At 39.6% G+C, this 24,971-nt stretch carries 27 protein-coding genes and 1 tRNA gene; 24 read left to right on the forward strand and 4 right to left on the reverse strand.

What is annotated here, in order from left to right; translation table 11 throughout:
* The first annotated feature begins 9 nt into the window (after positions 1–9).
* From lgt to OM33_RS07005, 7 genes are all read left to right on the forward strand, one after another.
* Positions 10–801 carry a prolipoprotein diacylglyceryl transferase gene (lgt, locus tag OM33_RS06975; RefSeq protein WP_038640334.1) on the forward strand — a complete coding sequence of 264 codons (792 nt, stop codon included), beginning with the start codon at positions 10–12 and terminating at the stop codon, positions 799–801.
* Positions 798–1,649, forward strand: coding sequence for a thymidylate synthase (locus OM33_RS06980; RefSeq protein WP_038640336.1), 852 nt, complete (start codon positions 798–800; stop codon positions 1,647–1,649). Before lgt ends, OM33_RS06980 begins: the two co-directional genes overlap by 4 nt.
* A gap of 21 nt (positions 1,650–1,670) precedes the next feature.
* Positions 1,671–2,549 (forward strand): UTP--glucose-1-phosphate uridylyltransferase GalU, encoded by an 879-nt coding sequence (gene galU / locus OM33_RS06985; RefSeq protein ID WP_038640338.1) that lies wholly within the window; start codon positions 1,671–1,673, stop codon positions 2,547–2,549.
* A 91-nt stretch (positions 2,550–2,640) separates the two neighbouring features.
* Positions 2,641–3,240, forward strand: coding sequence for a FlgO family outer membrane protein (locus OM33_RS06990; RefSeq protein ID WP_038640340.1), 600 nt, complete (start codon positions 2,641–2,643; stop codon positions 3,238–3,240).
* Positions 3,240–3,896 (forward strand): FlgO family outer membrane protein, encoded by a 657-nt coding sequence (locus OM33_RS06995; RefSeq protein ID WP_038640342.1) that lies wholly within the window; start codon positions 3,240–3,242, stop codon positions 3,894–3,896. The genes OM33_RS06990 and OM33_RS06995 overlap by 1 nt, the downstream gene beginning before the upstream one ends.
* A 10-nt stretch (positions 3,897–3,906) precedes the next feature.
* Entirely contained in the window at positions 3,907–4,473 is a 567-nt protein-coding gene (locus OM33_RS07000) for a FlgO family outer membrane protein (protein WP_052140928.1), read from the forward strand.
* An 80-nt stretch (positions 4,474–4,553) separates the two neighbouring features.
* A tRNA-Arg gene (locus tag OM33_RS07005) sits at positions 4,554–4,630 on the forward strand.
* Positions 4,631–4,885: 255 nt separating this feature from the next.
* On the opposite strand, the gene OM33_RS07010 is transcribed toward OM33_RS07005, so the two are convergent.
* Positions 4,886–6,031 (reverse strand): flagellar assembly protein T N-terminal domain-containing protein, encoded by a 1,146-nt coding sequence (locus OM33_RS07010; RefSeq protein WP_038640344.1) that lies wholly within the window; start codon positions 6,029–6,031, stop codon positions 4,886–4,888.
* 112 nt (positions 6,032–6,143) lie between these two features.
* Here OM33_RS07010 and OM33_RS07015 point away from each other — a divergent pair, with 112 nt between their 5' ends.
* A complete protein-coding gene (locus OM33_RS07015) occupies positions 6,144–6,608 on the forward strand; it encodes an LPP20 family lipoprotein (protein ID WP_081991025.1) in 465 nt (154 codons plus the stop codon).
* A 23-nt stretch (positions 6,609–6,631) separates the two neighbouring features.
* Here the strand turns inward: OM33_RS07015 and flgN are convergent, their stop codons facing one another.
* The 3 genes from flgN to flgA form a co-directional block, all read right to left on the reverse strand.
* Positions 6,632–7,045 (reverse strand): flagellar protein FlgN, encoded by a 414-nt coding sequence (gene flgN / locus OM33_RS07020; RefSeq protein ID WP_038640346.1) that lies wholly within the window; start codon positions 7,043–7,045, stop codon positions 6,632–6,634.
* Positions 7,046–7,048: 3 nt separating this feature from the next.
* On the reverse strand, positions 7,049–7,366 hold the full coding sequence (gene flgM / locus OM33_RS07025; protein ID WP_038640348.1) for a flagellar biosynthesis anti-sigma factor FlgM: 318 nt from the start codon (positions 7,364–7,366) through the stop codon (positions 7,049–7,051).
* Between the two features lie 131 nt (positions 7,367–7,497).
* Positions 7,498–8,214: a flagellar basal body P-ring formation chaperone FlgA gene (gene flgA, locus OM33_RS07030; protein WP_038640350.1), complete on the reverse strand. Its 717-nt coding sequence runs from the start codon at positions 8,212–8,214 to the stop codon at positions 7,498–7,500.
* A gap of 141 nt (positions 8,215–8,355) precedes the next feature.
* Between flgA and OM33_RS07035 the strand changes: the two genes are divergently transcribed.
* The 16 genes from OM33_RS07035 to OM33_RS07110 all read left to right on the forward strand — a co-directional run bounded on the left by OM33_RS07035 (position 8,356) and on the right by OM33_RS07110 (position 24,913).
* On the forward strand, positions 8,356–9,288 hold the full coding sequence (locus OM33_RS07035) for a chemotaxis protein CheV (RefSeq protein ID WP_038640353.1): 933 nt from the start codon (positions 8,356–8,358) through the stop codon (positions 9,286–9,288).
* A 17-nt stretch (positions 9,289–9,305) separates the two neighbouring features.
* Complete coding sequence (locus OM33_RS07040) at positions 9,306–10,130, forward strand: CheR family methyltransferase (RefSeq protein WP_407681046.1); 825 nt, start codon at positions 9,306–9,308, stop codon at positions 10,128–10,130.
* A gap of 65 nt (positions 10,131–10,195) precedes the next feature.
* The gene (gene flgB / locus OM33_RS07045; protein WP_038640358.1) at positions 10,196–10,600 is read left to right on the forward strand and encodes a flagellar basal body rod protein FlgB; all 405 of its coding nucleotides are present in this window, start codon (positions 10,196–10,198) and stop codon (positions 10,598–10,600) included.
* Between the two features lie 2 nt (positions 10,601–10,602).
* Complete coding sequence (gene flgC / locus OM33_RS07050) at positions 10,603–11,025, forward strand: flagellar basal body rod protein FlgC (RefSeq protein ID WP_038640360.1); 423 nt, start codon at positions 10,603–10,605, stop codon at positions 11,023–11,025.
* A 12-nt stretch (positions 11,026–11,037) separates the two neighbouring features.
* Positions 11,038–11,724, forward strand: a complete 687-nt coding sequence (locus tag OM33_RS07055) for a flagellar hook assembly protein FlgD (RefSeq protein ID WP_038640362.1) — start codon at positions 11,038–11,040, stop codon at positions 11,722–11,724.
* A gap of 81 nt (positions 11,725–11,805) precedes the next feature.
* Complete coding sequence (flgE, locus tag OM33_RS07060) at positions 11,806–13,128, forward strand: flagellar hook protein FlgE (RefSeq protein ID WP_038640364.1); 1,323 nt, start codon at positions 11,806–11,808, stop codon at positions 13,126–13,128.
* Positions 13,129–13,280: 152 nt separating this feature from the next.
* Positions 13,281–14,027, forward strand: a complete 747-nt coding sequence (locus tag OM33_RS07065) for a flagellar basal body rod protein FlgF (RefSeq protein ID WP_038640366.1) — start codon at positions 13,281–13,283, stop codon at positions 14,025–14,027.
* An 18-nt stretch (positions 14,028–14,045) separates the two neighbouring features.
* Entirely contained in the window at positions 14,046–14,834 is a 789-nt protein-coding gene (gene flgG, locus OM33_RS07070; RefSeq protein WP_038640369.1) for a flagellar basal-body rod protein FlgG, read from the forward strand.
* A gap of 12 nt (positions 14,835–14,846) precedes the next feature.
* A complete protein-coding gene (gene flgH / locus OM33_RS07075) occupies positions 14,847–15,530 on the forward strand; it encodes a flagellar basal body L-ring protein FlgH (RefSeq protein ID WP_038640371.1) in 684 nt (227 codons plus the stop codon).
* 8 nt (positions 15,531–15,538) lie between these two features.
* On the forward strand, positions 15,539–16,630 hold the full coding sequence (locus OM33_RS07080) for a flagellar basal body P-ring protein FlgI (protein WP_038640373.1): 1,092 nt from the start codon (positions 15,539–15,541) through the stop codon (positions 16,628–16,630).
* 193 nt (positions 16,631–16,823) lie between these two features.
* Positions 16,824–17,810 carry a flagellar assembly peptidoglycan hydrolase FlgJ gene (gene flgJ / locus OM33_RS07085; protein WP_038640375.1) on the forward strand — a complete coding sequence of 329 codons (987 nt, stop codon included), beginning with the start codon at positions 16,824–16,826 and terminating at the stop codon, positions 17,808–17,810.
* Complete coding sequence (locus OM33_RS07090) at positions 17,810–19,822, forward strand: FlgK family flagellar hook-associated protein (protein WP_038640377.1); 2,013 nt, start codon at positions 17,810–17,812, stop codon at positions 19,820–19,822. The genes flgJ and OM33_RS07090 overlap by 1 nt, the downstream gene beginning before the upstream one ends.
* A 5-nt stretch (positions 19,823–19,827) precedes the next feature.
* Positions 19,828–21,054, forward strand: a complete 1,227-nt coding sequence (flgL, locus tag OM33_RS07095) for a flagellar hook-associated protein FlgL (RefSeq protein ID WP_038640380.1) — start codon at positions 19,828–19,830, stop codon at positions 21,052–21,054.
* A gap of 302 nt (positions 21,055–21,356) precedes the next feature.
* A complete protein-coding gene (locus OM33_RS07100; protein ID WP_038640382.1) occupies positions 21,357–22,325 on the forward strand; it encodes a flagellin N-terminal helical domain-containing protein in 969 nt (322 codons plus the stop codon).
* Positions 22,326–22,775: 450 nt separating this feature from the next.
* A complete protein-coding gene (locus tag OM33_RS07105) occupies positions 22,776–23,747 on the forward strand; it encodes a flagellin N-terminal helical domain-containing protein (protein ID WP_038640385.1) in 972 nt (323 codons plus the stop codon).
* 197 nt (positions 23,748–23,944) lie between these two features.
* Positions 23,945–24,913 carry a flagellin N-terminal helical domain-containing protein gene (locus OM33_RS07110; protein ID WP_038640387.1) on the forward strand — a complete coding sequence of 323 codons (969 nt, stop codon included), beginning with the start codon at positions 23,945–23,947 and terminating at the stop codon, positions 24,911–24,913.
* The last annotated feature ends 58 nt before the right edge of the window (positions 24,914–24,971 follow it).

A 24,971-nucleotide genomic window follows, 5' to 3' on the forward strand; every position in this document is an offset into this window, starting at 1 on the left:
TGGAAATAAGTGGATTTTCCAAATATTGATCCAGTATTTATTGAGTTAGGACCAATAAAAGTACACTGGTACGGCATGATGTATTTGATTGCTTTTGTAACTGCATCGTATTTAGCATCGCGTGCTGCCAGTAAACCTAACAGTGGCTGGACAAAAGAGCAAACCAGTGACTTGTTATTTTATGGCATGTTAGGTGTGATTTTAGGCGGACGCTTTGGCTACGTCTTGTTTTACCAATTTAGCTACTTTTTAGAAAATCCATTGTATTTATTTAAAATTTGGGAAGGTGGCATGTCTTTCCATGGCGGTGTAATTGGTGTTGTCTCAGCAATCGCTTGGTTTGCCAAAAAACAAAATAAAACATTATTGGGTGTGGGAGATTTTGTCGCACCGCTGGTGCCTTTAGGATTGTTCTTTGGTCGTATAGGCAACTTTATAAATGGCGAACTCTGGGGTAGGGTGTCTGATGTGCCATGGGCTATGGTATTTCCAACAGGGGGCCCTGTGGCGCGTCACCCATCGCAACTTTATGAAGCAATTTTAGAAGGGCTTGTACTCTTTGCGATAATTCAGTTTGTAAATAGAAAACCGCGCCCAGAAGGGGTTATTGGTGGCTTATTCTTATTTGGTTATGGTTTCTTCAGATTTATCGTTGAATACTTCCGTGAGCCAGATGCGCATATTGGTCTGTATGGCGGTATCATCTCGCAGGGACAAATTCTATCACTTCCAATGATTTTAGCCGGCCTTGGTTTAATGTTATGGGCTTCAAAGCGCCAACAAAAAGAGTGTAATGCATGAAACAGTATTTAGAGTTATGTCAACGCATTGTTGATGAAGGTCACTGGGTTGAAAATAAGCGCACAGGAATTCGCTGCTTAACTGTTGTGAATGCTGATTTAGAATATGATGTGGCAAATAATAAGTTTCCATTAATTACCACCCGTAAAAGTTTTTACAAAGCTGCTATTGCAGAGTTACTGGGTTACTTACGTGGTTATGATAATGCTGCGCAATTTAGAGCGATTGGTTGTAATACCTGGAATGCCAATGCTAATGAAAATACGGCTTGGTTAAATAATCCTCATCGTAAAGGTGAGGATGATATGGGGCGTGTTTATGGGGTACAAGGGCGCTCATGGCAAAAGCCAGATGGTACGACGCTTGATCAACTTAAAAAGATTGTTGAAAACCTCAAACAAGGCATCGATGATCGCGCCGAAATCCTCACTTTTTATAACCCTGGCGAGTTTGAAATGGGGTGTTTACGTCCGTGTATGCATACGCATACCTTTTCACTTTTGGGCGATACGCTTTATTTAACATCTTACCAGCGTAGCTGCGATGTGCCGCTTGGCCTTAACTTTAACCAAATTCAGTGTTTTGTATTGCTTGCATTAATGGCGCAAATTTGCGGCCTAAAACCGGGGAAGGCATATCATAAAATTGTGAACGCACACATTTATGAAAATCAACTCGAATTAATGCGCGATGTACAGTTAAAGCGTGAGCCTTTTGAGTCACCTAAACTTATCATTAACCCTGAGATTAAAACATTGGAAGATATTGAAACTTGGGTAACGACCGATGATTTTAAAGTGGAAGGTTATCAATATCATGAGGCAATAAAGTATCCATTTGCCGTGTAATATAATAAGGAAAATTAAACCATGAAAGCTGTTATTCCTGTAGCTGGCTTAGGAACCCGTATGTTGCCAGCAACAAAAGCAATACCGAAAGAAATGCTGCCGATTGTTGATAGGCCATTGATTCAATATATTGTTGAAGAAGTTGCGGCTGCTGGTATTAAAGAAATTGTATTAGTTACCCATTCAAGTAAAAATTCAATAGAAAACCATTTTGATACCAGTTTTGAACTTGAAGCAACGTTAGAGCGTCGTGTAAAACGTCAACTACTTGAAGAAGTACAAGCAATCTGTCCGAAAGATGTCACCATTATTCATGTTCGTCAGGGTGAAGCTAAAGGGTTGGGTCATGCTGTTGAATGTGCAAGACCTATCGTGGGAGATGCGCCTTTTGCTGTAGTATTACCTGATGTAATTTTGGACAATGCCAGCTGTAATCTAAGCAAAGATAATTTGGCGGATATGCTGTCGCGTTTTAATGAAACCGGAAATAGCCAAATTATGGTTGAAAAAGTGGCAGATGAGGATGTCGATAAGTTCGGTATTGTGAATATCAATGGCAATGATCTTTTACCCGGCGGTAGTACAGCAATCAAAAATATTGTGGAAAAGCCAAACCGTGAAGATGCTCCTTCTAATTTAGCGGTTGTAGGGCGTTATGTACTGGATAAGTCAATTTGGCCTTTATTGAAACAAACACCGCTAGGTGCAGGCAATGAAATTCAGCTGACTGATGCAATCGCTATGTTAATGAAAGAGCAACAAGTTGATGCCTATTATATGAAAGGCAAAAGCCATGATTGCGGCTCGAAATCAGGCTATATGAAAGCTAATATAGAATACGCGCTACGCAGAGATGATTTAAAGGGCGAACTAAAAGCCCATATCAAAACGCTGCTTTAGTTAACGTTATTGAATAAAAAGAAAATGCCACTTCAAAGTGGCATTTTTTTTGCTTGGTTTTTAGCATTAAAGCATATTTGAGGCGGATGAAATGAAACAGCCAGTATTTATCGTTTTATTAACAGTGTTGCTTGCTGGTTGCGCGGGAGAGCCCATGTATACCCAATCATCAGAGGCGAAGGTTTTCAATAAAACGACCGTATCAGAGCGAAATCTTCATAGCTTTGCGAAACAACTCGCTGTCTCGATGTTTGACACAATGCCAAAGCTAAACGCTGATAATCGAATTGCTGTAGGATCTTTTTTACCGGAAGGTGATTTAATCGATCAGCAAAATTATCAATTAGTCACACTCGGTAATCAAGTTCAATCAAGTTTGCAAACACTCTACACTCAAGTCGGTGCGAGTGTTATTGAATTTAAAGCTTCAGAACACATTAATATTGCCGATAACCAAGATATTATGCTTTCTCGAAAGCAGAGTGATTTAGCAAATAAATTAGCCATCAATTATTTTTTAACAGGAACAATCAGTCAAGTTGAGAATGGATTTATTGTGAATGCACGGTTGATCGATTTAGCTGATAAACGTGTTGTTTCAGCTGCAACTGAGATATTTCCAGCGAACCTTAATTGGCAAAAAAATAAAGTATTACTCAGAAATGGAAAGCTTTATAGGAGCACCTATTAATGAAAGTTTCATTTTTAAAAACAGTTAGCCTCGTATCAATGGCTTCTTTAGTTGTTGGTTGTTCAATTTTTGACGCTCCTAAGGAAACCGTTGCAGCGACGGACAAAACGGCAATGCAAATTGATAGCCGATTTCAAGCTTATAGTGCTGAATCCTTCATGGCTAATAAAGGCTCGGTGAAAGAAATAAAAAATATTAATCACTATGTTCGTGGTTTGATGCATCAACTGGCAGATAATATTAAATACGTTAACCAAAAGACACCTATAGCAGTAATGAGCTTCGTTTTATTGGATAGCGACCTGCAAAAAACAACGTTAGTGGGGAATCAAATAGCAGAGAGTTTTGTGCACGAAATTCATAAATTTGGATTGCCAGTCTTAGATTATAAAACCACAGATTTTTTCAGAATAAGCGAAGAGGGTGATTTTATTTTTAGCCGAGATTATATGGAACTTAGAGCAGATCTCCCAATTGATTACGTTTTATCGGGTACCTTAACAAAGCATCAAAAAGGGTATCTGGTTAACGCCAGAATAATTGGTATAAAGTCAAAGGCTGTAGTTGCTTCAGCTCAAGGGCTTGTTCCTGATTACGCAATTAAGTCATTGCAGAATACAAAAAGTAATGATGGTATCCCGCTTCGAAAAGGGTAATGAGGCCGCTATGAAATATTTGTGCATTTTGACTGCAGCTTTTCTTTCCGGCTGCATCAGTAATACTCAACAAACTCCCCCTGTAGAAGCACCTGTGGTGAGCGAAGTCGAAATTTATCACCCTTCTTATCGTATTTATCCAATTAATGATTATTTATTAGATGAATATGTTGAACAGTTGGCTATGAAGCTAATAGAGAATCTAAATGCTGAGCCAGATGCAGTTAGGTTAGCGGTGTCTTCATTTGTTGACTTAGACGGTTCATTGCAAACCGCAAGTCGACTTGGTAATCAGTTAGCAGAATCGATGCTTACGGAAATACAAGCGTTTGGTCTGAATGTTGTTGATCATAAAGTTATGCCCATGATGCGCATTGATAGTGGCGGAGATTACAGTTATTCAAGGGATGTTTTACAATTAAATACCAAAGGGCATATTAATGCTGTTTTAAGTGGGACATTATTGTATAAAGAAAATGGCGTTGTTATAAACTCGAGGATTACTAGTTTAGAAAACCAGAGTATCCTAGCGAGCGCAAAATACGTTATTCCATACAGTGTTGCATTTGATAACTAAATAATAAAAAGAACTTGTTTGAGCTAATTCAGAACTTAAACGTAACTTTCATTCCGGGCGTCCAATTTTTAATCTTTAAAGTTCCCGTAGCTCAGTTGGATAGAGCATTCGCCTCCTAAGCGAAGGGTCGCAGGTTCAACTCCTGCCGGGAACGCCAAGACTCAACTCTAAAAAACCTTAAACGCTATGGTTTACTTTCATCATTTTACTTTTATTGGTAGTTACTACTGGATATTAGTGTGCAAAAAAGTAGGTAATTACTTTAAAGCCGGGTAGGTTGATCAAATGTTCAATTACTATTTAATGGCTCTTAAAGTGAGTGCATTTAAACTCAGTTTGATACCGTTAATATAACTGTTTACGTTGTTGGTAGTTTTGCATCCACTGAGTAAGATGATTCTTCATACACGCGTTAAAAACTAGCGAGTGTAACCAAATCACCCAATTGCACATTTGCTAGTAATTTATCACCAATGACTTTGGCAATCGCAGTATTTTGATTAACTTGTGTAACTCGAAGCTGATAATCAGTATTTATGATCAATTGCTTCTGATTAAACCCTTTGCGCAATGCGACATGTAACTTTTGACCTTTAACCAAGTTGTTTTCAGAGCCAAGACTAATGATGATTGTGTCATGGTCGATGCTTAAAATTCGTGCTTGTGCGGGGGTACACGCTAAATCACTTGCTAAATCTTGTCCTAACTTTAAGTTGATGTCTGTAATAGCTTGGCCATAAGGCATGGTCCAAAATCTTTCGCTATTCACATCGATTCGAGCTGACTTTTTTGTTTGCCACGTTGCAAAAGTGTCATAGTGCTTTTGCGTTATTAACTCGCCAGTCAGTCCGTTATACAAGGCTGTGTTTAAGGTAAAGAAGCGCTCAAATGCTTTATTTTGCCAAAAAGATAACGATGAGTTTTGTTGCTCACCTAATGAAACATCATCAATCTGAGACACCCACACAAATTGACTGTTATTTTGGTCGGCAATTTGTTGAATTAATTTACTGGTATTCGCATCATGGTGTGCGGTGAATAATGACTTTGTATTTAGCTTGCGATTAATATCAGATTTTGTATTAAATAAATGATTGAATTGAGATAAATGGGTTATCAATTTGTCACTGTAAGCTTTTGGAAGTTCAAATATTTGTCCATAAGTTGCTTGTTCTGGAAACTTAAAACCAGCGCGTGTAATAGCAATATTTTTCTTTAATGATGAGTTTTGACAAGTTTCACTGTCATCAAGAATATCAATTCTCACTGAAATAGATAATGTGTCAGAAGATTGCAGTTCATCAATTACTTCAATTTGATTAATCGCGCCATGTGAGTAAATTTGTGTTGTTGGTGCTTGCCAAATACCGTTTACCACTTGTTGTAAACTTGAAACTTGCGCACCAGAGAAGAGTAATGCTTGTTGGATTGCATCTTCAGTGGCCATTAATCTTGCTTGTTCAATGTTGCCGTTTCTTATTTTGGCTTCACCAGTTGATTCGTACCAAACTGCTTGACTTGAAAAGCTTGCAAACATCATCAGTGCGATTAAGCGCATGGTTTTACTCTCTCATTTTAATGATACCTTGTTTATTCAATTTCTATACCAAGCTTAGACTGGCTCAAAAATTGCTTTTAATAACATAGATTATTTTTCTATGGTGAGTGATATGTCACATTCTTTTTTTCAAACAACCGTTATTGCAGGGTGTATATTATTGGGTGGTTGTAGCCAAATGTTTGATAAACATGTTGAGTATGAGTATCAAACGCCAGAAAATTTCCCGGTATTATATGCAGTTGGCTATGCTCCAATTAGTTTGCAGCCCGGCAGTACCGAACAGCAGAAGGCGATTATGGCGATGAAAGCATCTAAGTTAGAGGCATATCGCGAACTGGCTGAACAAGTGTATGGACAAAAAGTTGACGCGCAAACAAGTGTACAAGGCATGGTTGCAAACAACGACTCGTTAAAGGTACGAGTTCAAGGGGTTGTAAGAGGGGCTAAGGTTGTTAAAAGTTATGCGGTTGGTGATACTTATGCTACAGAAGTTGAGCTGGATATGAAGCTGGTGCACGATCTGTATGTAGGTCAAACTAGACCGAGAAGCGTAAAAAAAGTGACTTACTTTTAGCATGAGTCACTTTTTCAAAACTATTACGCCTTCAACCCTCTGGCGATCGGGTTAGGTAGAGAGATTGATTTACCCGTTTTATCGTATCCAGATTGATTCTTGCCAAATAAAATGTCTTTTAATTTTTGTGACGCTAGTTGACTTTGGTTTGCTGCCACCTGGTTTACATCGTTTTGCTTTTTACAATCAGCAAGTAGCTGATTAATTTGACTGATTTCATCTTTAAAAGATGAGATATCAGTGTCTCCTTGGTCAAAAAGCTTAGCGATATGTTGATCGCGCTGTTGAATTGAACGAAGTGATTCAACTTTGCTTTCTACAACAGATATTAGATTTTCATGATCGCGTGAGACAATAGCATCTAGCTCTTTTTCTAAAAGCTGAGACATGTTATTTAGCTCATCGAGTTGTTGCGATAATATCTGTTCTAAGCTCATTGTTTATCGACCAAAAAGTTTAAATTCTAATTTGTTGATGTTTTCAGCAAGCTTTTCAGCATCAATTTTGTATTCACCATTTGCAATGGCTTTTTTAAGCTCATTCACTTTCTTGTGGTCAATACCAGAAGATTGCTCAGCTTTTTCATTTAGCTTTTTAAGCTGTTGAGCCTGAGGTGTAATGCTTACAGAATCACTTGTTGCTTTAGCTGTCGCAGTATTTACTTGCACTTGTTTTGCTGAGTCAGTTGCTTGCTGTTTGGTATTCTCAAGCCTGACATTAGCCTGGCTGTTTGAACCCTGATTTATTTGATTAACCATGACAATTCTCTCTACTAAGATTTCTCATCCTAGTTATCGGCATTTAAGGTACAACCTTTAGTAAAAAAGTAGATAATTTTTAAAAATTTCTAACTTGTTATTTAACCTGAATTTCATCTTTTAGTACAGCGTTAAATGTTTACTTCAACTTGAAGTGCATTGGTTACTTGGGCCTGAATCTTTTTTCCAGATTTAACATTTCGGATGGCAATATTGTCACCAACTCTGCCATCTTCGAGTGCCTCTCCTTGTGTTTTTATTGTCATGCCCTTAAAACTTGCAAGAATCGTCACTTTATCACCTTTGCACACGTTACAAATGTAATTGTAGTTGATAGATTGACCCGCGCGAACATTACGCTTTGAGCGGCCACCAATCAAAAACTCTTTGGATTTAAATTGATTTGAGCGAGTAAGGTGTTTGGCAACCTTTTTAGTTGTTAAATGTTTGGCTGTAATTTTTTGACCTTTGCTAATTCCTTTAGCTGCAGTAATTACTTCAATTAACTCTTGTTGGCGTGTATGCACGAAAACTTGCCAACTATTTTGATCTAAACACTTAATTTTTATAGTAGATTGCCGATTATTATTAAGTGGATTTGCAGCGCTAAGTTGTAATGGCGTTTTGCAAGAACGTGATTTAATGCGTGAATCTAGCGGTAAGGCTGTGATTGAAAGCTCTGAATTAGTTTGTTGAGCATTCATTTTGTCTCTTTGTTGAGAGACAAAGTCAATCGCAAGTTGCTGCAACTCTAATTTATTATACTCTTTAGCTTTGAGTGAAGTCATAGCAAGAGATGTAATTTGTATTAAAATGAATAAATACAGGTTTTTTTTAAACAAACTCATAATGTTTCGACTATGCTTTATGGGTAAAACAAGGTATAACTAAGTAGTGTCAAAATTATGGCACAGAGGTCGTTATACGGTAGTACAATAACAAAGAAGCAAGAAGCATACCTTTTCATTGCTTCAAGTTAGGAGATTGAAATGGCAGGCATTTTAGATTCGGTTAACCAACGAACGCAGCTCGTAGGCCAAAACAGATTAGAGCTATTACTGTTTAAATTAAAAGGCAGACAGCGCTTTGGTATAAACGTGTTTAAAGTACGAGAGGTTTTACAGTGTCCTAACTTAACTGCAATGCCTAAATCTAATCATTTTGTTAAAGGCGTTGCACATATTCGTGGGCAAACTATTTCAGTTATCGACTTATCTTTGGCTATCGGTGGTCCAGGCATTCAAAACACCAAAGATTGCTTTATCATTATCACTGAATATAACCGTTCAGTGCAGGGTTTCTTAGTTGACTCGGTTGAGCGTATTGTCAATATCAACTGGGAATCGATTATGCCACCGCCTTCTGGTTCTGGCCGCTATTCTTATTTAACCGCAGTGACCGAAATCGAAAAAGAATTGGTTGAAATTCTCGACGTTGAAAAAATCCTTAATGAAATTTGTCCTGTAAATACAGAAGTAAGTGCTGACCTTCTTTCTGACGGCGAAATGCAAAAAGATCTCGGTGAGCGAATTGTCTTTATTGCTGATGATTCGACCGTTGCGCGTAATCAAGTGAAAAGGGCATTGGAACCATTAGGTGTGCAAACGGAAGTTGCAAAAAATGGCCGTGAAGCACTTATCAGACTGAAAGAAATTGCCGATCAAGATTGTCAAAACGTTATTACTGAACGAGTTGCATTATTAATTTCTGACGTAGAAATGCCTGAGATGGATGGCTACACCTTGACTGCTGAATTAAAAGCAGATCCGCGAATGGCACCTTTGCACATTATTTTACACACATCTCTCAGTGGTGTATTTAACCAAGCCATGGTTGAGAAGGTAGGTGCCGATGATTTTATCGCTAAGTTTAACCCAGATGAGTTAGCAACTGCGGTTAAGAAATGGGTTCATGAAGCGTAGAGCAGCGAGTAATAAATTTGAACAAAAATCTAGATGATAAAGAATACCAGCAGTTTAGAAGCTTTTTAGAGCAACAATGCGGTATTGTTTTAGGCGATAACAAACAGTACTTGGTTAAAAGTCGTTTGGCACCTTTAATGGCGCGTTTTGAAGTTGCATCTTTATCTGAATTAGTCACAAAGACATTAAGTCCTCGTGAACGTCAACTTCGAGCTGCTGTTGTTGATGCAATGACAACAAATGAAACTTTGTGGTTTAGGGATACTTATCCGTTTGAGCTATTAAAGAATAAGCTTTTTCCAGAACTTTCCGAGTTACGTCGCCCTATCAAAATTTGGTCAGCTGCTAGCTCATCTGGTCAAGAACCATATTCTATTGCAATGAGTGCAGCAGAGTATAAACAATCAAAGCCAGGTGGACTTGCGGGTGTTAATATTGTTGGTACGGATATTTCAAATACTATGTTAGATATCTGTAAAAATGCAGAATATGATTCTTTGGCGTTAGCTAGGGGCTTGTCACCAGAACGTCGCCGCAAGTTTTTTACAGATTCTGGTCACGGTATGGCAAGGGTAAATGACGATATTAAACGTATGGTGAGTTTCCGTCATCTCAACTTGCTCGATTCATATGCACTCATGGGCAAATTTGAAATCATTTTCTGCCGTAATGTCCTTATTTACTTTTCGCCTGAAGTTAAAGCGAAAATTATTAAACAATTCCACCAAGCGCTTAATCCAAAAGGGTATTTATTTTTAGGTGCGTCTGAATCCATGACCGGTCTGAGTGATGATTTTGAAATGATCCGCTGTAACCCTGGTATTATTTATCAAAAAAAATAACTTCACATATTAGTTTTGGCTCTCAAATTGCATAACTTCTCCAAAGTCACTTTTTTGGAGAAGTTATGGCTATCAGTTTTGACAGAGCATTAGGTATACATCCGCAAGCAACATTGGCTCGTTCACAAAGAGCAGAGGTGTTAGCAACTAACATTGCTAATGCAGATACGCCTAACTACAAAGCGCGCGATATCGATTTTTCTAAAGCCTTAGAACAGGCAAAATCAAGTCAGTCAAAGCGCCTTGCAACCACTCACGAAAAACACTTCGATCTATCAATTAATAGCTTAGAAAGTAATACGCTTTACCGGATCCCAAACCAGCCTGATACAGGTGATGGCAATACTGTAGATATGCAGCTTGAACGAGGTAAATATGTTCAAAATGCTATGGAGTATCAAGCGAGTATTAACTTTCTCGGCGGCAAATTTAAGGGCTTGAAAAAAGCACTTGGCGGTCAGGGAGCATAATTATGAGTTTGTACAACGTATTTAATATTTCCGGGACAGGCATGAGTGCGCAATCGGTTCGATTGAATACTACGGCTAGTAATTTATCGAACGCAAACTCAGTGAGTTCCAGCGCCGATGAAACATATCGAGCAAGACACCCTGTATTCTCAGCCGAGTTGAGCAAGGCCCTTAACTCGCAACAGGGAGAAGCTGTGGGTGTAAAAGTGCTCGGTATTGTAGAAAGTGATAAACCACTTAAACGAGAGTTTAATCCAGAGCATCCGTTAGCAGACAAAGATGGCTTTATTTATAAGCCAAATGTCAATGTGGTTGAAGAAATGGCCAATATGATTTCAGCATCTCGTAATTATCAGACTAATGTGCAAGTAGCTGATGCTGCAAAACAAATGTTATCTCGCACATTGAGAATGGGTCAAAACTAATAGGAGCAGGTTATGACAACTAATGTATCAAATGATAGTTATATCGACTCATTGAAGTGGCAGCAACCTACTGGCGTGCCAGATGCGAATAACAATGATCAACTCACACAATCAGACTTTTTTGCATTGTTAACACAGCAGCTTTCTTATCAGGACCCTACAAAACCTGCAGATAATGATCAAATGATTGCACAGATGACGAGCTTTTCGATGGCTGATGGTATCAGTCAACTGAATAGCAATTTTGAAAGCTTTGCATCATCAATGACATCAAACTCAGCGCTGCAAGCATCTACTTTAGTAGGCAAAGATGCACTTGTACCTTCTTCAGTATTGGAACTAACTGATGGAAAACCATCGAAAGGAAGTGTAGCACTGGATCAGGCTGCACATGATGTAACAGTGAAGATTAAAAACGATGCGGGTGAAGTAGTTCGTACAATTGATATCGGTTCTAAAGCTGCTGGTGCTACAAAGTTTGAATGGGATGGTAAAGACCAAAGCGGAAATCCATTGCCACCTGGCAATTATGCAATGACTGCAGAAGGAAGAGTTGCTGATGGTGAGTACACAAGTTTTCCAACAGGTGCATTTTTAAATATTTCAAGCGTTAGTTTGAAAGGTACACATGGCCTAGTTCTAAATACTGGTGCGGGCTCGGTTAATTTGAGTGACGTTGTAGAAATCGCTCAAGGCTAATCTTGGCATTAAATTTGAATATTAATTTAGTGTAAAGCAGTTAATTACCTATTTTTAAACTGCACATTTTAGAGGTGAATTATGAGTTTTAATATTGCATTAACGGGATTGGCAGCAGCACAAAAAGATCTCGATGTAACAGCAAATAATATTGCAAACGTAAACACAACCGGTTTTAAAGAATCACGTGCTGAGTTTGCAGATGTTTATGCAGCATCAGTGTTTAGTTCAGGCAAGACAAAAAATGGCGATGGTGTGCAGACCACTGTAGTTGCACAACAATTTAATCAAGGATCATTGCAGTTTACGCAAAATGCCCTTGATTTAGCCATTACAGGCGAAGGCTATTTTGCAATGACTGATTCTTTATCATCACAAGATTATACCTATACGCGTGCTGGTGCATTTAAGCTAAATAAAGATAACTTTGTTGTTGATGCACAAGGTAACTTTTTACGTGGCTTCCCAGTTGACCCTTCAAATGGTGATACGACTTCGGTAAGTTTGAGTACTGCAACTCCGATTCAGATACCAGATGCATCAGGCGCACCACGTGCAACAAATAATGTTTATACATCATTTAACTTAGATGCGGGCGCAAGCCAACCAACCGTAGCTCCGTTTAACCCAACGGATTCTGCTACATTTAATGCTTCAACATCAACAACCGTTTATGATTCGCTGGGTGAGCCGCATATTATGCAGTTTTTCTTTTTAAAGACAGCTACAAATAATCAATGGGAAGTTCGTGCAACTTTAGATGGACAGGAGTTTGATAATACGGGTACTAACCCGGCTGCAGCTCCTGTATCAACATTTACATTTGATTCAAGTGGTTTACCTAATGCACCTGTAACGGCACCAAATACAACATTTGATCCAGTATCTCTTACAGCCGGAAATTTATCAGCCCTTTTATCAAATGGTGCTACTTTCCCAAATGACGTTAATATTAATTGGCGTGATGAAGCCGGTACTGCAAATAAGCAACCTACTCAGTATGCAAGTCGTTTTGAAGTAAAAGCGCTTGAACAAGATGGTGCTACTGTAGGACGTTTAACAGGTATTGATATAGGCACCGATGGTAAAATAGTTGCTTCTTACAGTAATGGTGATTCTACCTATATCAGTCAAGTATCTATGGTACGCTTTGCGAACTCTCAGGGTTTATCACAAGTAGGTAATACAGCTTGGAAAGAGAGTTTAACGTCAGGTGAGCCAATTGCAGGTGAACCAGGTTCTGGCACCCTTGGAACAATCAACTCAAGTGCCCTTGAGCAGTCAAATGTTAACCTAACCAACGAATTGGTTGATTTGATTTCAGCTCAGCGTAACTTCCAAGCAAACTCGCGAGCATTAGAAGTTAACTCAACACTACAACAAAATATTTTACAGATCCGATAATCTAAAATATCTAATTCACTTCTTCAATGGGCTGATCTATCAGCCCTTTTTATTCCCTCAATGCTCCTCTTTAAGCGTCAATTTTCTACCCCTCGTTATTGGCACTATTTTTGCTCTAGTTAACTATTAGAGATAACTAAAGGGCTGTGCTGATGGATAAACTACTTTACATCGCCACCTCAGGTGCAAAACAAAACATGCTGGGTATCGCAGTTAAAGCGAATAACCTCGCGAATGCGAAAACAACGGGCTTTAAGGCTGACTTAGAACAAGCACGTTCAATGCAAGCATTTGGCGAAGGTTTACCAACACGTGTTTTTGCCATGGAAGAAAGACCTGGTTCGCGTTTAAGTGCAGGCGCGATGTCAATGACAGGTCGAGAACTCGATATTGCGATTGGCGAAAATGGTTGGTTAGCTGTGCAAGATGCTAATGGTGAAGAAGCCTACACGCGTTCAGGCAATTTAAAGATGAGCGAAACAGGCCAGCTTTTTACTGCTAATGGCTTACCGGTAATTGGTGAAGCTGGTCCGGTTATTTTGCCGTTGCCAATAGAGAAAGTGCAGATTTCGAAAGATGGCATGATCCAAGTGAGACCACAAGGGGCACCTGCAAACTTTATTGAAGATATTGATAGGCTCAAGTTAGTTAGTGCCTATGGTGTGCAGCCACTTGAAAAAGGGCTCGATGGCTTATTTAGAAATAAAGAAGGGGAAGTGCTTGATACTGACCCTAATATGACTGTAACGAGCGGTGCGTTAGAGATGTCTAATGTTAACCCGGTTGATGAGATGGTCGGCATGATCTCACACCAACGACAATTTGAGTTACAAGTCAAAATGATGAAAACAGCTGAGAAAATTGACGAAAGCCAATCTTCTCTAATGCGAATTTATTAATGGTTTTTGGAGGTTAGTATGCATCCTGCATTGTGGATTAGTAAAACAGGTATCGATGCGCAGCAAACCGATACATCTGTGATCTCAAATAACTTAGCGAACGCAAGTACAGTTGGCTATAAAAAGAGTCGTGCAATTTTTGAAGATTTGCTCTATCAGAATATTAACCAACCGGGTGGCCGCTCATCACAAGATACTCAGTTGCCATCAGGCTTAATGCTTGGTGCGGGTTCGAAAGTGGTTGCAACACAAAAGAACTTCTCGCAAGGGAATATGTTAACTACCGACAATTCAATGGATTGGATGATTCAAGGACAAGGTTTTTTTGAAGTTGCTATGCCGGATGGTAGCCTCGCTTATACGCGCAATGGTCAATTTACTACAGATGAAGAAGGGCGAATTGTTACATCAGGTGCAGGTTACCCGTTACAACCAGAAATGAATGTGCCTGATGATGCGCAGCAGATTATCGTTTCTCAAGATGGTGAAGTGTCTGTACGTATTGCAGGGCAAGCTGATAATGCTGTAATTGGTCAGTTAACCATATCGGATTTTATCAATCCGTCTGGTTTAGAACCTATGGGTCAAAATTTATATACGGAAACCGCAGTCAGTGGGGCACCAGTGCAAGGTAATCCAAGTATTGATGGTTTGGGAGTAATTGTTCAAGGCTCACTTGAGACCTCAAACGTAAATGTAACAGAAGAGTTAGTTAACTTAATCGAAACGCAGCGAGTATATGAAATGAACTCGAAAGTCATTTCATCTGTTGATGAGATGTTAAGTTACATTAACCAGCAACTTTAGTAGGTGATTGCCATGGGTAAGTTAGTTTTAGCAATTGTTTCAGGGGTGTTATTGAGTGGGTGTGTCACCACCGCGAATCGTTTTGTCGAACGTGATGACCCTTATTATGCGCCACTGTATCCAGAAGACACCAATGTTTCGCAAGTAAACACTGGGTCGCTATTTAATACTCACTACTCAAATGACCTCTACTCTGACCAAAAGGCATTGCGCCAAGGTGACATTATTACCGTTGTGTTGAGTGAATCGACACAAGCCTCTAAAACGGCAAAAACGGAAACCGATCGTGAAACCGATTTTTCATTATCTCCTGTTACTGGATTAGGTGGAAATGCTATTACCATTAATGGTGATGCACTGCAGTACGGTGTCGGTTCTGAAGGCTCCTACAAAGGGGATGCTAAATCGGACCAATCCAATAGCTTAAACGGTAATATTTCGGTCAATGTAATGCGTGTTTTACCGAATGGTAATTTAGTTATCCGTGGTGAAAAATGGTTAACGCTTAATACGGGTGAGGAATTTATTCGCTTAGAAGGCATTGTGCGTCCGAAAGATGTCAGCGCCGATAACATGGTGATGTCAAATCGCATTGCTAATGCGCGTATTCAATACTCAGGCAAAGGCGCACTCGCAGATGCGCAGGAAGCGGGTTGGCTTTCACAATTTTTCCTAAGCCCATTAAATCCTTTTTAGGAGGCAGCATGCGATATTTTGCATTTATTATAGTATTACTTGGTGCAATTCATTTTCCGGCATCAGCTGAACGCATTAAAGATGTCACAGCCGTTGAAGGCGTGAGAAATAACCAGTTGGTAGGTTATGGCTTAGTTGTTGGTTTACCAGGTACAGGCGAAAAAAGTAGTTTTACCGAACAAAGCTTTAAAGCGATGTTAAGCAGCTTCGGTATTACGCTACCGGCGAATTTAAAGCCAAAAATAAAGAATGTTGCAGCCGTGGCTGTGCATGCCGATTTACCGCCCTTTATAAAGCCAGGACAAACTATTGATGTAACGGTTTCGTCAATTGGTAGTGCATTGAGCCTTCGTGGTGGTACGCTAATTCAAACTTTTTTGAAAGGCGTTGACGGCAACGTGTATGCGATTGCTCAGGGAAGTTTGGTGGTAAGTGGATTAGGTGCAGAGGGAGCCGATGGCAGTAAAGTGTTAGTAAATACACCAACTGTAGGGCGGGTCCCTAATGGCGCGATAGTAGAGCGTTCTGTTGCATCTCCTTTTAATCAGGGCGATCACATTACATTTAACCTACACCGTCCAGACTTTTCTACCGCAAAAGCGTTATCAGATACAATTAACGATCTTGTGGGTCCTAATACGGCAACGGCAATGGATGCAGCTTCTGTAAAAGTACTCGCGCCACGTGATCCAGCGCAACGTGTTGCCTATCTTGCGACCTTAGAAAATCTCGAATTTGAACCGGCAGATAATAGCGCGAAAATTATTGTTAATTCACGAACTGGCACCATTGTGATTGGTAAAAACGTTACCTTAGAACCTGCCGCGATAACTCATGGAGGTTTAACGGTAACGATTGCAGAGCAACAAAATGTAAATCAACCAAATCCGCTTGCTGGTGGTCAAACGGTTGTAACCGAGCAAAGTATCATTGATGTTGCTCGTGACGATACTCGTGCCTTTGTATTTGATCCCGGAGCAAGTTTAGATGATTTAGTGCGAGCCATTAATGAGGTTGGTGCAGCTCCAGGTGACCTAATGGCAATTTTAGAAGCGCTTAAAGAAGCCGGTGCTATTAGTGGGCAGTTAATTGTAATCTAACGCAATCGTTACGGGATAGCACTATGCTGTCTCTTAATAAAAGACATATTTAATCTGTTATTGAAGGCCTGATTTCGAAATTTTCTCGAAGCAGGCCTTTTTTATTTAGCATTAATGACTAAAGGTTTGGATCAATTTTTGCATTGAAATATTAGAGTGTTTCGTAGCCAATTTTTTGAATGAGAGCTGACTTATGGATGGCAACAACATAAATCATCAACAAAGCTTCTTTGATTTAAGCAATTTAAACTCTTTGAGAGAAGAGGCATTGCAAGGCGATCCTGATAAAAAAGCACTAAAGCAGGTTGCAGCACAATTTGAATCTATTTTTACGCAAATGCTGTTCAAAAGTATGCGTAAAGCGAATGAGGCATTTGAAGATGAAGACAGCCCTTTTAATGCCAGTAGTGTGAAATTTTATCGCGATATGCATGATCAGCAGTTATCGATGGAATTATCGCAAAGTGGTGCACTAGGGCTTGCTGACATTATTGTTGAGCAGTTATCGCCAACACCTGGCAAGTACACTCCTGCAAGTTTATTTTCACCAAGTCAAATTGCACCTATGGTTTCTAAACCAACTGAGCCGGTAGAGGAAATCAAAGAAACTGTGACAGCTTCAAATGATGTAAAAGTAATTGAAAGTGAGCAATCATTTGTTTCTGAACTTTGGCAACATGCAAAACAAGCTGCCGAAAAAATTGGTTTAAGTCCTGCTGTTATGCTTGCGCAATCGGCGTTAGAAACAGGGTGGGGCAAATATGTGATAACCAAGAGCGATGGGCAAAGTTCCAACAACTTCTTTAACATCAAAGCGGATAAATCTTGGCAAGGTGACAAAGCAGCCAAAGCATCGCTCGAATTTGAAGATGGCGTGGCAGTGAAAAAGCAATCTAACTTCAGAGCTTACAACAACATTGCTGAAAGCTTTGATGATTTTGTAAACTTTTTACAGCAAAACCCTCGTTATAAATCAGCATTAAAAACAACAGCAAACCCAACTGAATATCTTAACGAGCTGCAAAAGGCTGGTTATGCAACTGACCCTAATTACGCACAAAAAATAATAAATGTACTCAGCAGAAGTGAATTTAATGATGCGATTAAATCAGTCGCTTCAGGAATCAATGTAAAGGATATGATGAAAAGTTCGATAACAGGTTTAGGAGGCAGTGACTAATGTCTTTTAATCTACTTAATATTGCAAACTCAGGAGTTCGCGCTAGCTCTGAGTTACTGCAAACGACCAGTAAAAATATCACCAATGTAAATACTGAAGGTTATGTTCGTGAACGTACAGAGCACAGAACACTCTTTGATAATCAAGTCGGTTTGGGTCAGACCTTTCGCTTGGTGAATGACTTTGCACAGCAACAATTGAATCGTGATGTATCTAATCTTGCTTTTTTCAATCAGTTTGTTGATGAATCTGCGCGAGTCGATAGTTTGTTTGCTGAAGAGTCTAATAGTTTATCAACTAGCATGAATTCTTTGTTTAATTCACTGCAAGAGAGTTTAAATCAACCTTCATCCATGGTAAGTCGCTCACTCTTTTTTAATGATGCACAAGGCTATATTGATCAATTAGGTCGACTTTCTGGCATTGTATTTGACCAAAAAACCATTGTTAATGATCAGCTTGAAATCTATACCGATGAAGCAAATGGACTTATTAATAAAATCAGCGAACTTAACCTTGCTATTGCATCGGGCTCTTCAGGACCTGATGGCAGTGCGCTTAATAGCACGATTAATCAGCGCGATTTAGCAATTAAAGAACTGGCAGAATACATCGATATTGAAACACTTGATGGCCCAAATGGTGAAAAGCTAGTTTTTATGGGCACAGGTGAAGCCGTGGTGATGGAAAATGGTGCATTCAATCTATTTTCTTTATCAGGTGACCCTGATCCAAATTTTAAAGACTTAAAACTCGATGTGGATTCAGGTAAAGCAATTCCTCTTGAAGTAAATACTAGTTTACTGAAAGGAAAAATTGGTGGTCTTTTAGCTTATCGAGAAGATATTCTAATTCCATCACAGAATAAACTTGGTCAGCTTAGCCTTGCAATGGCTGACGCGTTTAATCAGCAAAATAGATTGGGTTTAGATGCCGATGGTGAGTTAGGTGGCGACCTTTTCACCATTCCAACAGCGGGTGCTTATGCGTATGCTGCAAATACTGGTACAGCTCAAGTAACAGGTACAGTAGAAGCTGGCAAAGGCAGCGAAATTCCGGCAACCGATTTTCTAATTGAATATACAGCCGCAAACCAAATTACGGTTTCAGCACTTGATAAGTATGGCAACCCAACTGGGACGCCGATTGTTGCGAATGTGGTAGCGGGTCAAGCCGATTCAACCACCGCAGTTGGCGGAGAGTTGTTTGGTTTACAAATTAATTTGACTGCGGGTGCTAATGTTGGTGACCAATTTGAATTAAAATTGAACTCGGATGCCTCTACAAATATCAAGTTAGCTACTAATCGACCTGAGGATTTGGCACTCGCTTCACCAATTCGCACCAGTAATAATATTAATAACCAAGGTACAGGCAGTATTTCTTCTAGTACGGTCACAGACACAAGTGCTGCTGGCTTTACAGCAGGCCCGCCCCCTTCTTTAACTAATGGGCCAATCACTGTTACCAAAACCGCTAACCCGAATGAATTTAATATCACAGATGGTACGCCTCCAGTGACCACTACGGTCGTTCTGACGCCGCCCTATGACAATGTGTTGAATCAGTCCGGAGCTCCTTACAATGCTTACGGCTTTGATTTTAGTCTTGAAGGTGCTCCGAATGCAGGCGACACATTTACCATTGAATTTAATACCAATGGTTTTGATGATAATCGCAATGGCTTAATGCTTGCGGGGCTGCAAGATAAAGAGCTTGTTCGAGCAAATGTTGATGCATCTCCAGGGGGTGATAATTTAACAAAACTTAATGAAGCTTATGGCAATCTAATTACTGATGTGGGTATTAGAACTTCGTCAGCCAAAACAAATCAAGTTGCATTTGAAGCTCTAGCCAATCAATCAAACGCATGGTATGAGTCAATTTCTGGCGTTAATTTGGATGAAGAAGCTGCAAATCTTTTAAGGTTTCAGCAGTCATACTCTGCCGCAGCGCAAATCTTAACAACAGCAAGAACTGTTTTTGACACCATATTGAATGCAGCGAGGTAAATTGAATGCGTTTATCAAACAACATAATGTATCAAAACAACCTTGATAAAATTTTAGAAAATCAGCAGAAGGTTGCTGTTGCGCAAGAAAAAGTGTCAACCCAAACACGTATATTGACACCTTCTGATGATCCAGCCGCTTCTGCGCAAGCTCTGTTATTAAGTGAACGAATTGATATAAATAATCAATTTCAAAAAAATAACAGCTATTTAACGAGTAAGCTACAGACTGAAGAAAGTGTACTGCAAAATATTAAAACATCACTGCAGCGAGGTTATCAATTAACGGTGCAGGCAGGTAATGGCGCATTATCTGAACAAGATAGAGAAACCATAGCTGAGGAAATGAAGTCAATTCAGGCGACTTTATATGATTTAATGAATTCAAAATCTGAAGATGGCAAATTTATCTTTTCAGGTTTTCAAGATAGTAATCAAACTTATGTATTTAATGGGGCTACTGGTACTTATGACTATCAAGGTGACCAAGGTAACCATGAGATGCAACTTGCAGTAGGTGTAACTCTTCGTTCAAGTGATAATGGCATCGATGCATTTGAGAATGTTGATGAGCGACTAAATGTTAATACCAATACCCCAACCGTTGGCGGTGGCATTACAGGTGGGTCAGTATATGTTAAGGAACAAGCACAATTTGATTCCTTTCATAAAGCTAATTATGACCCGTTAGTGCCTGCGAATAATAACCTTCAAGTTACAGTTACTGCTGGAATACCTGATACTTATGCAATAACGTTAGGAGGTACGCCTGTAGGGGGCGGCAACTTTACAAATGATACAATTAAGTTTCAAGGCATGGAAATTAACTTAGCGGGTGTTGCGCCAGGTACCGCAGATTTCTCATTAGCACCACCAGAAAAGAAAAATATGCTAAATACTTTAGAGGAACTAATTACTGGTCTTACGAACCCTGGATTGTCAAATGATGCATATCAAGAGTATCTGGCAGATGGTATGGTTGGAATTACGAATGCCCAAAATCAAGTTTCCATTACTCAGGCGAATTTAGGCGGGCGGATTAATGTTGCAGAGCGTTTACTTGGTTCAACGGCTGATATCAATATTAACCATAAAGAATCAAAAGCGAAGCTAGTTGAACTTGATATGGCAGAAGCCATTACAGAATTAACGAAAGAGGAAACAGCTTTGCAAGCTTCGCAGGCAACTTTTGGCCGCTTAACACAGCTTTCCTTGTTTGATTACATTCGTTAAAGAATAAACTTTCAAATGATTTAAAGCGGGGACTTCCCGCTTTTTTTATGCCTATTTATCAATTTGTCCCTAAAATTTAGATAAAACACATAAAGTATATTATTTTTTGGCCGATACATTAGTTAGCCAGAAATTTAATTTAAATTAAGCTATTGAAAATTAATAAAAAATATAAAAAATAATCTAAAGGAATTTTTTTTCCTCCCGATAACAGAATTAACTTAGAGAGATACTGAATACATCGTAACTCTCTTTAAAAGAGAAATTGAAAGTAAGTAATATTTACTTCGGGAGAAAGAACCATGGCACTTTATGTAAATACAAACGTAAGTTCATTAAATGCTCAACGTCAGTTAATGAATTCAGGTAACGCTCTAGATCAATCTTTCCAGCGTTTATCTTCAGGTCTTCGTATCAACAGCGCAGCTGACGATGCAGCAGGTCTACAAATTTCTGATCGTCTTCAATCGCAAATCAACGGCCTGAACCAAGGTAACCGTAATGCTAATGATGGTATTTCACTTGCACAAACAGCTGAAGGTGCAATGGATGAAATTACAGGTATGTTCCAGCGTATTCGTACACTGGCACAACAAGCATCAAATGGTTCAAATACTGATGAAGACCGCTTAGCTATTCAAGAAGAAATTCGTCAACTTTCTTCTGAAGTAAACCGTGTAGCTACTGATACTACCTTTGGTGGTCAAAATTTGTTAGATGGTACCTACGAAGCAAGTTTTCAAGTTGGTGCTGATGCCGTTCAAACCATTGGCTTTTCAATGCAAAATGTTGGCGGTACAGCAGCAATTAACAGTTTGAGTGCTAACGGCGGTTTTACATTGTCAGGCATCGCTGGTGTTGCAAGTGCCGTAACTGGTCAACGTTTATCTACACTAGCTGAAGGTGCTTCTGATATTGGCGGGGCAGCACTGACAACAGATACATTTGCAGCATCTTTTATTGCCACTGCAATAAGTGTTTCTAGCCAAGTTAATGCGCAAGTAACGCTTGCTGGTGTTGACTCATTGATTGCTGTTGTTGATAAAAAGCGTGCTGAATTGGGTGCAGTGCAAAACCGTTTCCAATCGACAATTCGAAACCAATCTAATATTGCTGAAAACTTGAGTGCAGCTAAATCACGAATTAAAGATGCAGACTTCGCTGCAGAAACAGCGGCGTTAACACGTAATCAGATTCTTCAACAGGCGAGCCAAACTATTTTAAGTCAGGCTAACCAGCGTCCACAGGCTGCATTAAGTCTATTAGGATAATTAAGAGAAATGCCCTTATCAGATGGGGTAATAGATAAGGGCATTAAAAGGGATATTTAAAGCGGAGGCAACTGCAGAAAATATCCAAACAAGTAAGTATAAGAAACCAGTCGGTCTCTCGTACTGAAATGATTAAGCAAATATAGTACCAAGTATAAAACAAGTTTTTTGACACCGCTATGTTTGCCACTTACTTTCGATCTCTTTTCATTAAAAAGGAGCCTTATTTATAAGGCTCCTTTTTTATTTCTTGTTTTGGCATGGATATTGATTGTTATTAACTTGAACAAGATATGTAGGAAAAGTTAGGTGGTTAATTGCCGCTTTTGTATGAAAGTAGGCAAATATTTTCCTAGACCCTAATGGCATTGTTGCAAGTGGTGCGATTGTACTGCGTTTACCGGGTTACTCATATCTAACCATAAAAAAAGAGATAGAGAGAGTAAGATTATGGCTTTATATGTAAATACAAATGTAAGCTCGCTAAATGCCCAGCGCCAACTAGATAAATCAGGCGGTGATTTAGATACGGCCTTTAAACGTTTGTCTTCTGGTTTAAGAATTAATAGTGCAGCTGATGATGCGGCTGGTCTTCAGATTTCTGACCGTCTTCAATCGCAAATTCTGGGCTTGAATCAGGGTAATCGAAACGCGAACGACGGTATTTCACTTGCGCAAACTGCCGAAGGTGCGATGGATGAAATGACAACCATGTTGCAGCGTATGCGCGTACTTTCTCAGCAGTCAGCAAATGGTTCAAATACCGACGAAGACCGATTGGCACTTCAAGAAGAAATACGTCAACTTTCTGAAGAAATCAACCGGGTGGCAACAGATACGACATTTGGTGGACGAAATCTTCTTGATGGCAGTTATGCAGCTAGTTTCCAAATAGGTGCAGATGCTGTTCAAACAGTTGGTTTTAGTATGCAAAACGTAGGTGGTACAGCAGCGATTAACAGTTTAAGTGCTAATGGCGGCTTTACCCTGTCGGGAATAGCAGGTATTGCGAGTGCAGTTACAGGGCAGCGTTTATCAACTCTTGCAGAAGGCGCATCGGATATAGCTGGTGCAGCTCTGACTACAGATACTTTTGCTGCTGCGTTTATTGCTACTGCAATTAGTGTATCAACGCAAACAAATGCTCAAATTGTGATGGCTGGTGTTGACTCATTAATTGCCGTGGTCGACAAAAAGCGCTCAGAACTAGGTGCGGTGCAAAACCGTTTCCAATCGACCATTCGTAACCAAGCGAATATTGCAGAAAATTTAAGTGCAGCAAAATCACGAATTAAAGATGCTGACTTTGCAATGGAAACTGCGCAATTAACGCGAGCACAGATATTACAACAGGCTAGCCAAACAATTCTTGGCCAGGCAAACCAAAGGCCTCAAGCTGCATTAAGTTTGCTTCAAGGCTAATATTATTTCTTATTAAGAAGCTCCTTTTCAGGGGCTTTTTTTATGCCAGTAAAAAAAATTAAAAAAATTGCTAAAGCAAATTCTAAAGATGTCGATAAGCCGACTAGAACACCTAATTTAGGATTCTAATTTGGGCATTTTAAATAAGTAGGGGTACTTATTTAAATTGCACTTTAGTTAATAAAGCGGAGGCAATTATGGCTTTATATGTAAATACAAATGTGAGCTCTTTAAACGCTCAAAGACAATTAAGTCAGTCAGGTACAAACCTTGATACTTCGTTCCAGCGATTGTCATCAGGTTTACGCATTAATGGTGCAAAAGATGATGCTGCTGGTATGCAGATTTCAAACCGGCTTACTGGCCAGATTAATGGCTTAAACCAAGGTATTCGAAATGCCAATGACGGTATTTCATTAGCGCAAACAGCTGAAGGTGCGATGGATGAAATTACGGGTATGTTTCAACGTATGCGTACATTGGCACAACAAGCATCAAATGGTTCAAACACTGATGAAGACCGTTTAGCACTGCAAGAAGAGATTCGCCAGCTTTCGTCTGAAGTGAATCGTGTTGCTGAAGATACGACATTTGGTGGCCAAAATCTTCTAGACGGTAGTTATGATGCAAACTTCCAAGTTGGTGCTGATGCTGTACAGACCATTGGATTCTCTATGCAGAATGTTGGTGGTACTGCTGCAATAAACAGTATTAGTGCAAATGGTGGCTTTACATTATCAGGTATCGCTGGTGTTGCAAGTGCGGTAACTGGTCAGCGTTTATCAACTCTAGCAGAAGGTGCATCAGATATTGGTGGTGCTGCGCTGACAACAGATACTTTTGCAGCGTCTTTTATCGCAACTGCAATTAGTGTTTCAAGCCAAGTAAACGCTCAAGTAACGCTTGCTGGTATGGACTCTTTGATAGCCGTTGTTGATAAAAAACGTGCAGAATTAGGTGCTGTTCAAAACCGTTTCCAATCGTCAATTCGAAATCAAGCGAATGTTTCTGAAAACTTGAGCGCTGCTCGCTCACGTATTCGTGACACAGATTTCGCTGCGGAAACTGCTGCGTTAACTCGTAATCAGATCTTACAGCAGGCAAGTACGTCAATCTTAAGCCAGGCGAATCAAAGACCACAAGTGGCCCTTTCTTTACTTGGCTAAACGACTCGCTTAAGCTGATTACACAGGCATTTAAACGCTTTGCAATCAGCTTAAGCTA

It is taken from the genome of Pseudoalteromonas piratica (assembly GCF_000788395.1).
GTDB lineage: Bacteria > Pseudomonadota > Gammaproteobacteria > Enterobacterales > Alteromonadaceae > Pseudoalteromonas > Pseudoalteromonas piratica.

Bases quoted from the DNA above. Each gene is read 5' to 3' on its own strand.
- flgH (WP_038640371.1), top strand. From the start codon at position 14,847: ATGGGTAAGTTAGTTTTAGCAATTGTTTCAGGGGTGTTATTGAGTGGG.
- OM33_RS07090 (WP_038640377.1), top strand. From the start codon at position 17,810: ATGTCTTTTAATCTACTTAATATTGCAAACTCAGGAGTTCGCGCTAGC.
- OM33_RS07110 (WP_038640387.1), top strand. From the start codon at position 23,945: ATGGCTTTATATGTAAATACAAATGTGAGCTCTTTAAACGCTCAAAGA.
- OM33_RS06995 (WP_038640342.1), top strand. From the start codon at position 3,240: ATGAAAGTTTCATTTTTAAAAACAGTTAGCCTCGTATCAATGGCTTCT.
- galU (WP_038640338.1), top strand. From the start codon at position 1,671: ATGAAAGCTGTTATTCCTGTAGCTGGCTTAGGAACCCGTATGTTGCCA.
- flgN (WP_038640346.1), bottom strand. From the start codon at position 7,045: ATGAGCTTAGAACAGATATTATCGCAACAACTCGATGAGCTAAATAAC.
- OM33_RS06990 (WP_038640340.1), top strand. From the start codon at position 2,641: ATGAAACAGCCAGTATTTATCGTTTTATTAACAGTGTTGCTTGCTGGT.
- OM33_RS07015 (WP_081991025.1), top strand. From the start codon at position 6,144: ATGTCACATTCTTTTTTTCAAACAACCGTTATTGCAGGGTGTATATTA.
- OM33_RS07055 (WP_038640362.1), top strand. From the start codon at position 11,038: ATGACAACTAATGTATCAAATGATAGTTATATCGACTCATTGAAGTGG.
- OM33_RS07100 (WP_038640382.1), top strand. From the start codon at position 21,357: ATGGCACTTTATGTAAATACAAACGTAAGTTCATTAAATGCTCAACGT.
- flgJ (WP_038640375.1), top strand. From the start codon at position 16,824: ATGGATGGCAACAACATAAATCATCAACAAAGCTTCTTTGATTTAAGC.
- flgA (WP_038640350.1), bottom strand. From the start codon at position 8,214: ATGAGTTTGTTTAAAAAAAACCTGTATTTATTCATTTTAATACAAATT.
- OM33_RS07000 (WP_052140928.1), top strand. From the start codon at position 3,907: ATGAAATATTTGTGCATTTTGACTGCAGCTTTTCTTTCCGGCTGCATC.
- flgE (WP_038640364.1), top strand. From the start codon at position 11,806: ATGAGTTTTAATATTGCATTAACGGGATTGGCAGCAGCACAAAAAGAT.
- OM33_RS07035 (WP_038640353.1), top strand. From the start codon at position 8,356: ATGGCAGGCATTTTAGATTCGGTTAACCAACGAACGCAGCTCGTAGGC.
- flgB (WP_038640358.1), top strand. From the start codon at position 10,196: ATGGCTATCAGTTTTGACAGAGCATTAGGTATACATCCGCAAGCAACA.
- OM33_RS07105 (WP_038640385.1), top strand. From the start codon at position 22,776: ATGGCTTTATATGTAAATACAAATGTAAGCTCGCTAAATGCCCAGCGC.
- OM33_RS07080 (WP_038640373.1), top strand. From the start codon at position 15,539: ATGCGATATTTTGCATTTATTATAGTATTACTTGGTGCAATTCATTTT.
- flgM (WP_038640348.1), bottom strand. From the start codon at position 7,366: ATGGTTAATCAAATAAATCAGGGTTCAAACAGCCAGGCTAATGTCAGG.
- flgG (WP_038640369.1), top strand. From the start codon at position 14,046: ATGCATCCTGCATTGTGGATTAGTAAAACAGGTATCGATGCGCAGCAA.
- flgL (WP_038640380.1), top strand. From the start codon at position 19,828: ATGCGTTTATCAAACAACATAATGTATCAAAACAACCTTGATAAAATT.
- OM33_RS06980 (WP_038640336.1), top strand. From the start codon at position 798: ATGAAACAGTATTTAGAGTTATGTCAACGCATTGTTGATGAAGGTCAC.
- OM33_RS07010 (WP_038640344.1), bottom strand. From the start codon at position 6,031: ATGCGCTTAATCGCACTGATGATGTTTGCAAGCTTTTCAAGTCAAGCA.
- OM33_RS07065 (WP_038640366.1), top strand. From the start codon at position 13,281: ATGGATAAACTACTTTACATCGCCACCTCAGGTGCAAAACAAAACATG.
- flgC (WP_038640360.1), top strand. From the start codon at position 10,603: ATGAGTTTGTACAACGTATTTAATATTTCCGGGACAGGCATGAGTGCG.